At 73.0% G+C, this 12,917-nt stretch carries 11 protein-coding genes; 7 read left to right on the forward strand and 4 right to left on the reverse strand.

Annotated elements, in window-relative coordinates; genetic code table 11:
* Positions 1 to 6 precede the first annotated feature (6 nt).
* Together ACFIF2_RS18730 and ACFIF2_RS18735 are read left to right on the forward strand one after the other, a co-directional pair.
* A complete protein-coding gene (locus ACFIF2_RS18730; protein WP_395573991.1) occupies positions 7 to 693 on the forward strand; it encodes a CatB-related O-acetyltransferase in 687 nt (228 codons plus the stop codon).
* A 128-nt stretch (positions 694 to 821) separates the two neighbouring features.
* Positions 822 to 1,535, forward strand: coding sequence for a DUF5701 family protein (locus ACFIF2_RS18735; RefSeq protein WP_395573993.1), 714 nt, complete (start codon positions 822 to 824; stop codon positions 1,533 to 1,535).
* 149 nt (positions 1,536 to 1,684) lie between these two features.
* Here the strand turns inward: ACFIF2_RS18735 and ACFIF2_RS18740 are convergent, their stop codons facing one another.
* Positions 1,685 to 2,914, reverse strand: coding sequence for an MFS transporter (locus ACFIF2_RS18740; RefSeq protein ID WP_395573995.1), 1,230 nt, complete (start codon positions 2,912 to 2,914; stop codon positions 1,685 to 1,687).
* A gap of 102 nt (positions 2,915 to 3,016) precedes the next feature.
* Here ACFIF2_RS18740 and ACFIF2_RS18745 point away from each other — a divergent pair, with 102 nt between their 5' ends.
* The 3 genes from ACFIF2_RS18745 to ACFIF2_RS18755 all read left to right on the forward strand — a co-directional run bounded on the left by ACFIF2_RS18745 (position 3,017) and on the right by ACFIF2_RS18755 (position 5,553).
* Positions 3,017 to 3,994: an ArsR family transcriptional regulator gene (locus ACFIF2_RS18745; protein WP_395573997.1), complete on the forward strand. Its 978-nt coding sequence runs from the start codon at positions 3,017 to 3,019 to the stop codon at positions 3,992 to 3,994.
* A gap of 74 nt (positions 3,995 to 4,068) precedes the next feature.
* Positions 4,069 to 4,590, forward strand: coding sequence for a glutathione peroxidase (locus tag ACFIF2_RS18750; protein ID WP_395573999.1), 522 nt, complete (start codon positions 4,069 to 4,071; stop codon positions 4,588 to 4,590).
* 84 nt (positions 4,591 to 4,674) lie between these two features.
* Positions 4,675 to 5,553 carry a MerR family transcriptional regulator gene (locus ACFIF2_RS18755; protein ID WP_395574001.1) on the forward strand — a complete coding sequence of 293 codons (879 nt, stop codon included), beginning with the start codon at positions 4,675 to 4,677 and terminating at the stop codon, positions 5,551 to 5,553.
* Positions 5,554 to 5,681: 128 nt separating this feature from the next.
* Here the strand turns inward: ACFIF2_RS18755 and ACFIF2_RS18760 are convergent, their stop codons facing one another.
* The 3 genes from ACFIF2_RS18760 to ACFIF2_RS18770 all read right to left on the reverse strand — a co-directional run bounded on the left by ACFIF2_RS18760 (position 5,682) and on the right by ACFIF2_RS18770 (position 7,991).
* Positions 5,682 to 5,873: a DUF397 domain-containing protein gene (locus tag ACFIF2_RS18760; RefSeq protein ID WP_395574003.1), complete on the reverse strand. Its 192-nt coding sequence runs from the start codon at positions 5,871 to 5,873 to the stop codon at positions 5,682 to 5,684.
* Between the two features lie 185 nt (positions 5,874 to 6,058).
* Positions 6,059 to 6,916, reverse strand: a complete 858-nt coding sequence (locus tag ACFIF2_RS18765) for a helix-turn-helix domain-containing protein (protein ID WP_395574005.1) — start codon at positions 6,914 to 6,916, stop codon at positions 6,059 to 6,061.
* 316 nt (positions 6,917 to 7,232) lie between these two features.
* Positions 7,233 to 7,991: a GPP34 family phosphoprotein gene (locus ACFIF2_RS18770; RefSeq protein WP_395574007.1), complete on the reverse strand. Its 759-nt coding sequence runs from the start codon at positions 7,989 to 7,991 to the stop codon at positions 7,233 to 7,235.
* A 144-nt stretch (positions 7,992 to 8,135) separates the two neighbouring features.
* Between ACFIF2_RS18770 and ACFIF2_RS18775 the strand changes: the two genes are divergently transcribed.
* Positions 8,136 to 10,658, forward strand: coding sequence for a D-alanyl-D-alanine carboxypeptidase (locus ACFIF2_RS18775; protein WP_395574009.1), 2,523 nt, complete (start codon positions 8,136 to 8,138; stop codon positions 10,656 to 10,658).
* Positions 10,659 to 10,941: 283 nt separating this feature from the next.
* A complete protein-coding gene (locus tag ACFIF2_RS18780; RefSeq protein WP_395574011.1) occupies positions 10,942 to 12,825 on the forward strand; it encodes an MFS transporter in 1,884 nt (627 codons plus the stop codon).
* The last annotated feature ends 92 nt before the right edge of the window (positions 12,826 to 12,917 follow it).

Genomic DNA, 12,917 nt, shown 5'->3' on the forward strand with positions numbered 1-12,917 from the left:
GTACGGATGAACAATTCTTCCGAAGGCAATGAAGAGTCCGTCACCGCCGCCGCTCCCGATCCGGGCGTCGTCCACCCGCTCGCGCAGCACCCACGGGTCGTCCTCCTCAAGCCGCTCGTCACCGACGAGCGCATCCAGGTCGGCGACTTCACCTACTACGACGATCCCGACGACGCCACCGCCTTCGAGACCCGCAACGTGCTCTACGCCTACGGTCCGGAGAAGCTGATCATCGGCAAGTACTGCGCGATCGCCTCCGGCACCCGGTTCCTGATGGCGGGGGCCGAGCACCCCACGATGGGCGTCTCCACCTTCCCGTTCACCATGTTCGGCGGAGCCTGGGCCGAGGCCACGCTCGACCTGGTCACCGGCATGCCCAGCCGCGGCGACACGGTCGTCGGCAACGACGTCTGGTTCGGTTACGGCGCCACCGTCATGCCCGGGGTGCGCATCGGGGACGGGGCGATCGTCGCCGCCGGGACGGTCGTCACCGGCGACGTCCCGCCGTACACCGTCGTGGGCGGGAACCCGGCCCGGCCGATCCGCACCCGGTACGACGCCGACGACATCGCCCGCCTCCAGCGGGCCGCGTGGTGGGACTGGCCGGTCGGCCTGGTCACCCGCCACGTCCGGACGATCATGTCGGGCAGCCCTGCCGACATCGAGACCATCGCGGCCAAGGAGCTGCCCTGACCGAACTCCAGACCGTGCTCCTGACCGAACTCCTGACCGACCCCCTGCCCGATCCCCCGACCGGCGTCCTGACCGACCCGGGCCGTACCGCAGGCCGCCCCGCCGAAGGTTCGACGGAAGGACCCCGCTTGTCCGAGCAGACGCACTCCCCCGGCCTCTCCGGCTCCCCGGCCTCCGACGCGGCCGCCGCCGAGTTCGACCGGCAGGTCCGCACGCTCACGACGCTCGGCTACCCGGCTTTCTCCGGCCGCACCCCGGAACAGTTCGCCGACCTGGTCGCGCCGCTGCGCGCCGAGGCCATGGCCCACGCGAGCACCTGCGAGGGCGCGGGGGACGCCGCGTCCGATCCGGCGGTCTCCGGCCGGGTGCCCTTCGTCCTGGTCGTCAGCCGTGAACTCGCGCCGGTCGAGCGGACCATGCCGCTTACCACCCTCCACGGCGGCCGGCTGCCCGGCTTCGTCGACCGCACCTTCGAGCCAGGCTCCCTGGAGCGGTTCGTCGCGACCGACGAGGCCCGGCCGCCCGGCCGGGACGGCGTGCACCTGCTCCTCGACGTCGAGCGCGGCGAGGAGTTCTGCGGGGCCGTGCCCAACGACGCGATGGCCGCCGTCGCCGAGCGGGGCCGCACCCTGCTCACCATCGAGGAGGGCATCGCCCTGATGACGCACGCCCCACAGGTCCTGGTCAAGAACAAGTGCTTCTCACTGGGCGGTTCGCGGTCCGGCGACCGCCGGGTCCCGGCGATCTGGATCAGCCAGAAGGCACCGAAGCTCGGCTGGTGCTGGGCGGGCAACCCGCACACCTGGCTCGGCATGGCATCCGCCGGCTCCCGCCGTGCCTGAGCGGGCGCCCGGCGTACCGGACCGGGACCTCGACACGGTCCGACGCCGCGTCACCCCATGAGACCGGTGCGACCAGCGTGACCGTTGCGACGGGTGCTACGAATGCGACGAGTGCCACGGATGCGACGGGTGCGACCGGCGTGCCCCGGTCACCCGGCGCCGCCCGGCACGGACGCCGGTCGCCTCCTGGGCAGCAGCCCTCCGTCGGCCGCGTCCCGTCGGCTCGCCACCGTCAGGGTGAGGGTCACCGCGAGCGAGGCGAGGGCCATCACGGTCATCGCCGTCGCCGGTGAGGTGAGCTGGGCGACCAGGCCCGCCAGGGCCGCGGCCACGCCCTGCATGGTGAGCATCCCGGCGGAGTGCAGGCCGAGGGCGTGGCCGGACAGCTCGTCCGGGGTGAGGGCGACCAGCCGTTCCTGCTGCACCAGGCTCGCGCCGAAGCCGACGGAGGCGAGCGCGACCAGCACGGCCGTCAGCGGCAGCGGCGGGCGCAGGAAGAGCACGAGGTACGGCGCCGCCAGCAGCACCAGCAGCGGGATGCCGAGGCGGGGGCGGAGCCGGGCCGGCAGCAGGCGGCCGACCGTCACGTCCCCGGCCAGCATGCCCAGGGCGGCGCAGGCGAAGAGCGTGCCCGCGGCGCGCGGGTCGTAGGAGACGTACAGCGCCTCGCAGCCGACGACGAGGCCGTTGGGGATCCACAGCGCGAGGTAGACGTGCCGGCGCGGCGCGGACGACCACAGCAGGGCGTTGGTGCGGCGGGTGACGGCCACGGAGGGGCGCCCGGAGGCGCGCGGCGGACGGCGGGTCAGCAGCAGGGCGAGGCCGGCCGCGGCGCCGTAGAGACCGGCCGCGAGCAGCAGGCACAGGCGCGGCGACAGCAGCGCCACCAGGACGCCGCCGGTCGCGTATCCGGCGATCTGGGTGATGCCGCTCATCATGTTGAACAGCGAACGCCCGGCCAGGTAGCCGTCCTTGGAGAGGATCTCGTTGAGCAGCCCCCAGCGGACGCCGCCGCCGAGGGAGGAGATCAGGCCCTGGGCGAGGACGACGGCGAACATCGCCCACACCGGCAGCCCGGGCAGCGCGAGGGCCGCGGTGGCGACGGCGAAGGCGAGCGAGATACCCGCCAGTGTCGCGCGCGGCGCCAGCCGGTCGGCGCCGGAGAGGAAGAACGTGGCGCCCAGCACCTGGGCCAGTGCGGGGCCGAACATGCTCACCGCGGACAGCAGCGGTGAACCGGTCGCCCGGAACACCAGGGTGCCGAGCGCCAGGCCGCTCACCGTCTGGGCGGCGATGCCCGCCGAGGAGGAGAGGAAGAGGGGGCTGAACTCCGGGGTGCGGAACAGGTCCGCGTAGCTTCTGCGGCTCGTGTCTGGCATGCGGGGAGTCTGGGGCGGGCCGGAAGCGGGTCGTTATTGTTTCGCGCGTGCGCGAAAGGTGACGGGACGGGCGGGACGGGAAGCGCGGAGGGGGCGGGCCGGATGGGCTGGTGGCACCTCAACGCCGACACGCTCGCCCGCAGCCGGTTCGTCGTCTCGCCGCTCGCCGAGACCTTCGCCTGCCTGAAGCTGCTGCACGCCGAGGCGCCCGCCCACCCGGGCGAGCGGGCCTGGCTGGACGCCCATCTGCCCGGCTACCGGCGCCGTCTCGCGGACGACCCGGTGACCGCGCTGCTGGTCCGCTCGGGACTCGGCCGGGAGTGGATCGCCGACTTCTTCACGCCGACGCCGCGTGAGGACGAGACCTTCGAGGAGGGCGTCGCCCGGGTCCGCGCGGTCCGTCCCGACGCGGCCCGCGCCCATCTCCGCGTCTCCCTGGCCGGCCCGCTCCCCGCCGCCCTGGACCGCGACGACCTGACCGAACGCGCCGCCGCGCTGCTGGAGTACGTCTGGGCCGAGACCGTACGCCCCGACTGGGACCGGCGCCGCCGCGTCCTGGAGGCGGACGTCGTCGCGCGGACCGCGCAGGTGAGCCGGGGCGGCTGGGCGGCGGTGCTGGACGCCCTGCGGCCGGGCACCCGCTGGCTCGGCGACAGCCGGCTCCAGGTCAACCTGCACGAGTATCCGCCGCGCGAGCTGTCCGGGGCGGCGCTGATCCTCGTACCGATCACGCCGCAGCGGCACGGCTGGGTGTCGTGGGAGGACGGGGGCGCCGGGCGGTACGCGGTGGTCTACCCGTGCGCCGGTGCCCTCGCGGACGGCGGTGCCCGGCCGGTGCCCGCGGCGCTGGGCGCGCTGCTCGGGCCGGCCCGGGCGGCGGTGCTGGTGCTGCTGCGCTCCCCCATGAGCACCAGCCAACTGGTCGGGGTGACCGGGCAGGGCCTCGGTTCGGTCGGGCGACACCTGCGGGTGCTGCTGGACGCGGGGCTGGTGGCACGCCGGCGGGCGGGCCGGTCGGTGCTGTACTCGCGGACGGCGGCCGGGGAGGTACTCGTCGAGGCGGGCGAGCGGGGCGGGTAGGCGGGGCGGGTGAGGGGTGCGGAGTTCGTGGGGCGGCTGTTCGGGGGGAGCCGTAAAGCGCCTAGCATCCGGGCATGACGACCTCACAGAACGCGCACCCCGACGACAGCCTCCCCCTCGGCGTGGAGATCGGCGCCCTCCAGGGCGGGTCCGCCGGCCTCTCCCAGTACGCCGGCCAGGTCGTACTGGTGGTCAACGTGGCCTCCAAGTGCGGCCTCACCCCGCAGTACTCCGGACTGGAGCGGCTGCACGAGCGGTACGCCGAGCAGGGCTTCACCGTGCTCGGTGTGCCGTGCAACCAGTTCATGGGCCAGGAGCCGGGCAGCGCCGACGAGATCGCCGAGTTCTGCTCGGCGACGTACGGCGTCACCTTCCCGATGACCGAGAAGGTGGAGGTCAACGGGGAGGGCCGGCACCCGCTGTACGACCGGCTGACCGGGTTCGCCGACGCGGAGGGGCACAGCGGGGACATCCGCTGGAACTTCGAGAAGTTCCTGATCGGACGGGACGGCAAGGTCGCCGCCCGCTTCTCGCCGCAGACCGAACCGGAGTCGGCCGAGGTCGTGGCCGCCGTGGAGGCACGGCTGGCGGGCTGAGGGGCCCACTTCTGGGCCCACTGCTTGACCTTGCCCCTGGGGCAGACCCGAGCGTCGACGTCGCCGGGCGGAACAGGCCGCCCGGTGACGGAGGATGGCGACGTGGACGACGCGCGCGACGACGAGGTGCTGACCATCGGTGCGTTCGCCGCACGGGCCCGGCTGTCGGCCAAGGCGCTGCGGCTGTACGACCGGCTGGGCCTGCTGGTGCCGGCCCACGTGGACGAGGCCACCGGCTACCGCTACTACCGCACCGGCCAGATCGAACGCGCCCGGCTCGTGGCCCTGCTGCGCCAGCTGGACATGCCGTTGGCGCGGGTCGCGGAGGTGGTCCGGGCGGACGGGCCGGAAGCGGCCGGTCTGCTCGACGGCTACTGGGCCGGGGTCGAGGCGCGGGTCGCCGGGCAGCGGACGCTCGCCGGCTACCTCCGTGGACGTCTTTCGGGGAGGAGCTCCGAGGTGTACGGAACGTTCGTGGTCGAGACGGTGGACGTGCCCGAGCAGGTGCTGATCAGCGAGACCCGGCACACGCTGGCGGACGAGCTGCCGGCGTGGATCGGGGCCTCGCTGGGGCGGCTGGAGGAGGCGGCCCGGGGGTGCGGGGGTGTGACGGCGGCGCCGTTCGTCGTCTATCACGCGGAGGTGTCGATGGAGAGCGACGGCCCGGCGGAGTCGTGCGTGCCGGTCGCCGACGCGGCGGCGGCGCGGGCGTGGAGCGAGGAGCGGGGGCGGGCCTGGCAGTCGCGGGTGCGGGTGGAGCCGGCCCGGCGGCTGGCCTACACCCGGATCACCAAGGCGCAGGTGGCCCATCCGCAGATCCTGGCCGCCTTCGAGGCGGTGGAGGAGTGGATCGCGGCGCGGGGTCTGACGGTGGCAGGGCCGTGCCGCGAGGTGTACTTCGCCGACTGGGAGGCGGCGGGCCCCGAGGACCCGGTGTGCGACGTGGCGTTCCCCGTCGCATGAGGCGCGTGCGGGGAGTGCGGCGCGTGCGGCGCGGAACGGTCCGGGACTGAACAGAGCCCTCTCGGCAAGGTCGGCGAACTGGTCGAGAGGGCTCCGTCGGCGATGCCGGCGGACGGCGTGCGGAGCGGTTACTCCTTGACCGAGGTCACGAAGGCGTTCCACGCGTCGGCGGGGAACGCCAGGACCGGGCCGTCGGTGACCTTGGAGTCGCGGACGGCGAGCGCCGCCACGACCGGTGACCGGACCTCGACGCACGCGCCGTTTCCTCCGGAGTAGGAGGACTTGGTCCACGATTCCTGGGCGCCCTGAAGAATTGCCATGTCTGCTCCGATGGCGAGTGCTGAGTGCGGTTTACGCCAATGACGCTTGATCTTTGGCGTGATCGACGCTACTCGCTGACCTCACCGAGCGGAGGAGCCATTCACCCGACCGGATGGCATATTCCAGTGACTCTTCCAGTCGGACCTGCCAGGGGTGTAGCATCCGCCGCCGTCCGCCGTCGGGTTCAGCGCGCGTACTCCTTCGCCACGTCCTCGATGCGCTGGCGCGACTGCTCGACGTTCAGGGCCTGGGCCCGCAGGTGCTCGTACATCACCGTGTACTTCTGCACGTCCTGCGCCTTCTCCAGGTACAGGTCGCTGGTGACGCCCTCGATGTAGACGACGCTGGAGTCGGCCGTGTCGGCGAACTCCAGGATCGAGTACTGCCCGTTGATGCCGGGATGCGCCCCGACGTCGAACGGCAGCACCTGCACGGTGATGTGGGGCAGCTGCGACATCTCGGCGACGTGCTCCAGCTGCTCGCGCATCACCTGCCTGCTGCCCACCTCGCGGCGCAGACACGCCTCGTCGAGGACCACCCACAGCCGCAGCGGGTTGTTCTCGGCGGAGATGCGCTCCTGGCGCCGTATCCGGACCTGCACCTGTTTCTCGATGTCGGCGACCGACGTCTCGGGCAGGGCCCCCTGGATGAGCGCCTCGGCGTACGGCCGGGTCTGCAACAGGCCGGTGATGATCTGGGGTTCGTACGTCCGCAGCGACTCCGCGTCGGTCTCCAGACCGATGTAGACGCTGTACGGGATGTCGCCGAAGGCGTGCCACCAGCCCTGCTGGCGCGAGTCCTTGGCCATCTGCATCAGCGAGTCGACGATCCGCTGGTCCTCGACCTCGTAGACCCCGCACAGGTCGCGGACGTCGCGCTGGCTGATGCTGCGCCGGCCGTTCTCCAGGCGGCTGATCTTCGACTGCGAGACCAGCAGCCGCTCCGCCACCTCCTCGGCCGTCATGCCCTTGAGCTCGCGGAGCCGGCGCAGCTCCTGGCCCAGCCGGCGTCGCCTGACGGTGGGATTGACATTGGACGCCACGGGACGTGCACCTCCGGCTGCGTGACTCATAGCTGCCACTTTGCGTATCTGCTGCTGAGCAGACTGCCACCAAGGTGCTTTCTACCGCTGGGAAACGGTCGATATGCGCCGCGTACACGCCAGTTCGGGGCGCCACCCTCACACATGGCCGCGCGGGGCGGCGGGACCGGGCCGCCGTCCGGACGTGCCGGACGCGCGGTCGGCCCCACCGCCCCGCGCGAACCCGCGGCTCCCGTAACCGGGTCTCGGGGACTGGTGGTGCGGCGGTGCGGTGCGTGGTGGTACGTGGTGGTGCGTGGTCGCGGTGGGGTGTGGCTCAGTGGGCCACCGCGCGCGCCATGGACCCGTGGCGTGGTTGCGCCGGAACACCGCGGGCGGGTTCCTGGACGGACCTGGCTCCCGGTCCCGCGGCCTGGCGGCCGGCCGGGGCCGGGCTGCGGCGCGGCTGGGCCGCCGCGCCGTTCTGGACGTCCATCACCGCGTGCGCCACCAGGCCGCCCATGGGGTCGTGCCGGATGAGGTCCCGCAGGCGGGACCGCGACGAGCGTCCTTCGTTGCCCGGGTAGAGGTGCTTGCCGAGACCGACCGCGTGGGCCAGCGCGGCGAGCGCCGCGGTCCGCGGATCCGGCGGTACGCCGGTGCGGATCGCCGAGTCCAGCCGGGCCTTGATCTCCCTGCTGATCGCCGTGTCCGTCGCCTGGTAGCGAGTCGTCGGCAGCACCCCGCACATCTGGCCCTCCACGGCATGCACCATGCCGCATCGCTCCAGATGCGAGAGGTAGGTCTGACGCAGCCCCAGGCGGGGCCCGCCGATCCAGTTGACCGCCCGTACGGGAGCGCCACGCCTTCGCAGCAACTCCAACGCGCAGTCGAGTGTTGGATCTCCTGTCGGCCGTGGTGCCACCACGGCGATACGATCCCCGTCTGGGGCTATCCGTCCGGCCAGCGCCAGCTCCACCAGCTGTGCTCCGGCCAGACCGAGGTCGAGCGACTGCGGCTGCGCGGTGGTACCCGTGGTCGGGTCCAACGCCAGCAGCAGAAGCTCCTCCGGAAGTGTTCTGCGGCTCCTGCCCATCCATGCCTCCCCGCGTGGATGACAGACAGGGTGACCCCTCTCACATTGGTCTGTCGAGGGTGCGTGACCGGTTCGTAGTGGAACCAGTAGGTATGTCGTTCTCGTCTACCGCGTGGGTTCCCCCCGTACACAGGACACTGGTACATGGTTTCGGTACGGGATCGGCAGCGCGCACGCGACGTGCGGCGCATGGAGGAGGCATCGGTGGCGGGCGAGTCCCCCGACAGGTCGAAGCAGCGCGAGTCGTCGGAAGAACCGACGTCGGGGAGCGCGGGTCCGGTTCCCGAAGCCAGGACCGAGGCGGGCGAGCCGCGTGATCCGCGGCTGACGGTGGCCCGGGAGGACGCGAAGCCGTCGGCGTCCGCCGGGTCGGCCGGGTCCGGCGCGTCCCGTGGCGGCGTCGATACGGCGACCCGGGTGCTGTCGGTCCGCGAGGCGGAGGACGACGGGGCGGAGGACGCCGCCGAGGACGAGGCCGACGCGGAGGCAGGCAAGGCCGGGAAGGCCGCGGACGCCGGGGACGCCGGGGACGCCGGTCCGGAGAGCACCGGCGAGGACGAGCCCGCCAAGGACAAGCCCGCCGAGGCGTCCGGCACCGACCGCGCTGAGCCCGCCGAGGCCGCCGAGCCCGCCGCGTCGAGCGACGGCCGCCTGCGTGACGTAGTCGCGGCGTGGGTGGCGACCGCCGAGGAGCGGGCCGCCGCGAACGCGCGAGACGACGAGGACGCGGAGGGACCGGCGGACGCCGCGAAGCCCGCCGAGGACGCCGAAGACACCACGACGGACGCCGAGGACGCCCAGGGCACCCCCGAGGACACCGCCTCCGACGCCGAGGACACCCCCAAGGACGCCCAGGACACCCCTGTGGACGCCGAGGACTCCCAGGACGCCGACGCCGCCAAGGACACCCCCAAGGACGCCGACGACGACTCCGACGGCGGCGACGCCCCCGAGGCGGTCACCGCCGCGGACGACGGGACGGACTCCCCCGCGGACGAGGACGACGACCAGGGCGGCGACCGGAGCGGCGACGCCGACGACGGCGGGCGGCGCGTCGATCAGCCCACCGCCGTCTTCAAGGCCCCGCGCCCGTCCGAGCCCGCCGTGGACCAGCCGACGACCATGCTGAAACTGGGTGACGCCACCACACCCGAGAAGACCGGCAAGGGCGCCGAGACCGACGCCGAGCGGACCAGCAAGTTCGTCGCGCTCCGGCACCCGGACGACCCGGCGACGCGCAAGCCCCCGCAGCCGGCGAAGCCGCCCATGGCACCGGACGAGGACCCCAAGGCCGCTTCCCGGGCGCCGCGGGCGCCGCGCACCGGGGTCACCGCCGCCGTGCCGCAGGTGGGGCCCGAGCGGACCACGCAGCAGCCGCTGCCGCCGAAGCCGCCGCTGGACCTGCTGGCGGAGCTGACGAACACCCCGCCGCCCCCGGAGACCCCGCTCCGCACGACGGTGCGCCGGGTCAAGATCTGGACGCCGCTGGTCATCCTGCTGCTGATCGTGCTCGGCGTCGTGCAGTCCATGCGCCCGCTGCCCGAGCCGACGCTCGACCTCACGGCGCGGGAGAGCTTCACGTTCGAGGGCGGCAAGCCCCAGATCCCGTGGCCGTCCAGCGGCCAGGCGGCGCTCGACGTGCAGGGCATCGGCACGTTCGGCTCGTCCGGCGAGCAGAAGCCGGTGCCGATCGCGAGCGTGGCCAAGGTCATGACCGCGTACGTCGTGCTGCGCGACCACCCGCTGGAGAGCGGCGCCGAGGGCCCGATGATCGGGATCGACCGGGCGGCCGAGGAGCAGTCGGACGCGGGCCAGGAGTCGACGGTCCACGTGTACGAGGGCGACAAGATCTCCCAGCGTGAGGCCCTGGAGGCCATCCTGATCGCGTCCGCGAACAACGTGGCCCGGCTCCTCGCCCGCTGGGACGCGGGGTCGGAGAAGGCGTTCGTGGAGAAGATGAACGCCGCCGCCAAGGACCTCGGCATGACGAACACGACGTACACCGACCCGTCGGGGCTGGACAACACGACGGTGAGCACGGCCGTGGACCAGGTGAAGCTGGCCAAGGAGGCGATGAAGTCCGCCGCGTTCCGTGAGGTCGCCGCGCAGATGTCGTACGACGACTACAAGGGCCGGAACCACTCCAACTGGAACCACCTGGTCGGCTCCAACGGCGTCGTCGGCATCAAGACCGGCACCACCTCCTCCGCCCTCGGCAACCTCGTCTTCGCGGCGAAGAAGGAGGTCGGCGGCGAGACCCGGACCATCGTCGGGGCCGTGGTGCGCCAGCCGGCGGGCGGCAAGGACAACACCATCCTCGGCGCCGCGCTGGACTCCAGCGACCAGCTGATCCGGGCCGCGCAGGACACGCTGGAGTCGTCGACGATCCTGAAGAAGGGGAGCGTCGTCGGGTACGTCGACGACGGTCTCGGAGGCCGTACGCCGGTCGTCGCCACGAAGGACGTGAAGGCCGTCGGCTGGCCGGGCCTGACGGTGAAGCTGACGTTCGAGGCGGACGAGGTGCCGCACACGGCCGCGGCCGGCACGAAGGTCGGCACGCTCACCGTGGGCGACGGGGGCGCCGCCGGGGCCGTGAAGGTGCCGGTCGCCCTCCAGGACGACCTGGTGGAGCCGGCCTTCACGGACAAGCTGACCCGCCTGGGCTGACGGCCGGCCCGTCCGGGCCGCACCGGCACCCCCGCCCGCGAACGCCCCCGCGACCGCCCGGTCGCGGGGGCGTTCGCGTCCCGGACGGCCCACAAGAGCCCCACCGGGCCCGACAGGGCCCCACAAGGCCCCTGAGGGCCCCTGGGAGCGCCGGGAGGGGCCCTCAGGGGAGGGGAGCCACGCCGTGGGGGCGCGTGCTAGCGTCACGAAACGGGGCAGGTCGCCGGTCGCGGGAACGGGACACGGCCGAAAGCGGAAGACGGGACACGGGGAGTGCCTTCAGGTGGCCACTGCGGAGCCGACACGCGCCGACGACGCCGATCCGGGCCCGGGAGCCGGCTCGCGACCACGCGTACCCGCTCCCCGCGAGGGCGGCGGGGAGGGCTCGCGGCCCAAGGGGCCCGGTCGTGAACCGGCTGGTGAACCGGCGTCCTCGGCCGTGAGGGCCGCCTTCCTCGCCCTGCGCGAGCGCATGCTGCGCCACCCGGTGCTGTCCGTGACCGCCCTGGCCGGGCTCCTCCACATCGCCTGGTTCTTCACGTTCGCGAACAGTGGCGGCGATCTCGCCGCGCAGGACGCGTGGGCGGAGTTCGTCGGCCGGCACCCGGACTCGGCGTACAACCTCGCCTGGTACGGCGGCATGCACCCGGTGTCGTACAGCGTGGTCTCGCCGTACCTGATGTCGTTGCTCGGCGTGCGGACGACGATGATGATCGCCGGGACGCTGTCGGCCGGGCTGCTGACGATGATCCTGATCCGCAGCCGGGCGGTCCGCAATCCGCTGTGGGCGTCGCTGGCGGGCCTGTTCGGGCTGCTGGGCAACGCGGCGTCGGGGCGGGTGACGTTCGGGCTGGGCATGATGTTCGGTCTCGGCGCGGTCGCCGCGGTGTTCTGCTGGCCGTACCGCTGGCGGTACGAGCGCTGGGCCAAGGGGCTGTGCGCGGCGCCGCTGGCCGCGCTGGCCACGATGGCCTCGCCGGTCGCGGGCCTGTTCGTGGGTCTGGTGGCGGTGGCCCTGTTCCTCCAGAAGCGCCGTCCGGGTGCCTGGTCGCTGGGGCTGGCCCCGGCCGTGGTCGTGGCGCTGTCGGCGTGGCTGTTCCCCTTCTCCGGGACGCAGCCGATGTCCTTCGGCTCGGCGGCCCTGCCGGTGGTGTACGCGGGCCTGGTGTGCGTGTTCGTGCCGCGCGCCTGGGTCACCGTGCGGATCACGTCGGCGGTCTACGGCCTGTCCGTGCTGCTGGTCTGGGTGATCAGCTCGCAGATCGGCTCCAACATCACGCGGCTGGCGATGCTCTTCGCCGGGGCGGCGCTGGTGGCCGCGCTGCCGTTCACGGTGCCGCGCTCGCGCAAGTGGTACGCGCTCGTGGTCTCGATCGTCGGGTTCGTCGGCTGGATCGGCTTCAAGTCCGCCGACGACGTCGTCCACACGCAGCCGACCGCGTCCTGGGCGCGTGAGCTGGCGCCGCTCGTGAACGAGCTGCAGGAGGTCGGCGCGGAGAAGGGGCGGGTCGAGGTGGTCCCCGCGCGCTCGCACCGGGAGGCCTCGGCGCTCGCGCCGTACGTGAACCTCGCCCGCGGCTGGAACCGCCAGGCCGACATGAAGCGCAACCCGCTCTTCTACGACGACACCCTCAACTCGGCGAACTACCACGAGTGGCTGAAGCGCTGGGCCGTGCACTTCGTGGTGCTGCCCAAGGGCGAGCCGGACGGGGACGGCGGCCAGCGCGAGCGGGAGCTGGTGCAGCGGGGCCTGCCGTACCTGAAGCAGATCTGGGGCGACGCCAACTGGCAGCTCTTCCAGGTGACCGACCCGACGCCGCTGGCGGAGCCGCACGCGGTCGTCCAGCGGGCCGAGCAGGGCGAGTGGACGATCGACGTGAGGCAGCCCGGCCGCGTCCTGATCCGGATGCCGTACTCGCCGTGGCTGAGCATCGTCGACGCCGAGGGCAAGCAGCTCGAAGCGCCCCAGGAGACGGAGGCCTCCAAGAACGCCCCGGAGGGCACGCCGAAGACGTACGACAACGTCAACGGCTGTCTGATGGAGACGGAGGAGACCGCCGAGGGCGACACGTGGACGACGCTGATCGCGCCCGAGGCGGGCACGTACCGGCTGGCGGCGCCGTACGCGCTGTCGCGCGGGACGCCCTGCCCGGACGAGCTGAGGTAGGCCCCGGGCGCCCATCCGGGCGCCTCCGGGCACCCATCGGACGCCCATCGGAAACACTCACCGAACCGTTCATGTAGGTGAACCGAGGTCAG

Origin of the sequence: Streptomyces sp. BK79 (assembly GCF_044142145.1) — a bacterium.
Classification (GTDB): domain Bacteria; phylum Actinomycetota; class Actinomycetes; order Streptomycetales; family Streptomycetaceae; genus Streptomyces.

What these genes read in the sequence shown, in the direction of transcription:
- ACFIF2_RS18770 (WP_395574007.1), bottom strand. Translation starts at nt 7,991, where the DNA reads ATGGGCAGGAGCCGCAGAACACTTCCGGAGGAGCTTCTGCTGCTGGCG.
- ACFIF2_RS18745 (WP_395573997.1), top strand. Translation starts at nt 3,017, where the DNA reads ATGGGCTGGTGGCACCTCAACGCCGACACGCTCGCCCGCAGCCGGTTC.
- ACFIF2_RS18775 (WP_395574009.1), top strand. Translation starts at nt 8,136, where the DNA reads ATGGTTTCGGTACGGGATCGGCAGCGCGCACGCGACGTGCGGCGCATG.
- ACFIF2_RS18740 (WP_395573995.1), bottom strand. Translation starts at nt 2,914, where the DNA reads ATGCCAGACACGAGCCGCAGAAGCTACGCGGACCTGTTCCGCACCCCG.
- ACFIF2_RS18730 (WP_395573991.1), top strand. Translation starts at nt 7, where the DNA reads ATGAACAATTCTTCCGAAGGCAATGAAGAGTCCGTCACCGCCGCCGCT.
- ACFIF2_RS18760 (WP_395574003.1), bottom strand. Translation starts at nt 5,873, where the DNA reads ATGGCAATTCTTCAGGGCGCCCAGGAATCGTGGACCAAGTCCTCCTAC.
- ACFIF2_RS18750 (WP_395573999.1), top strand. Translation starts at nt 4,069, where the DNA reads ATGACGACCTCACAGAACGCGCACCCCGACGACAGCCTCCCCCTCGGC.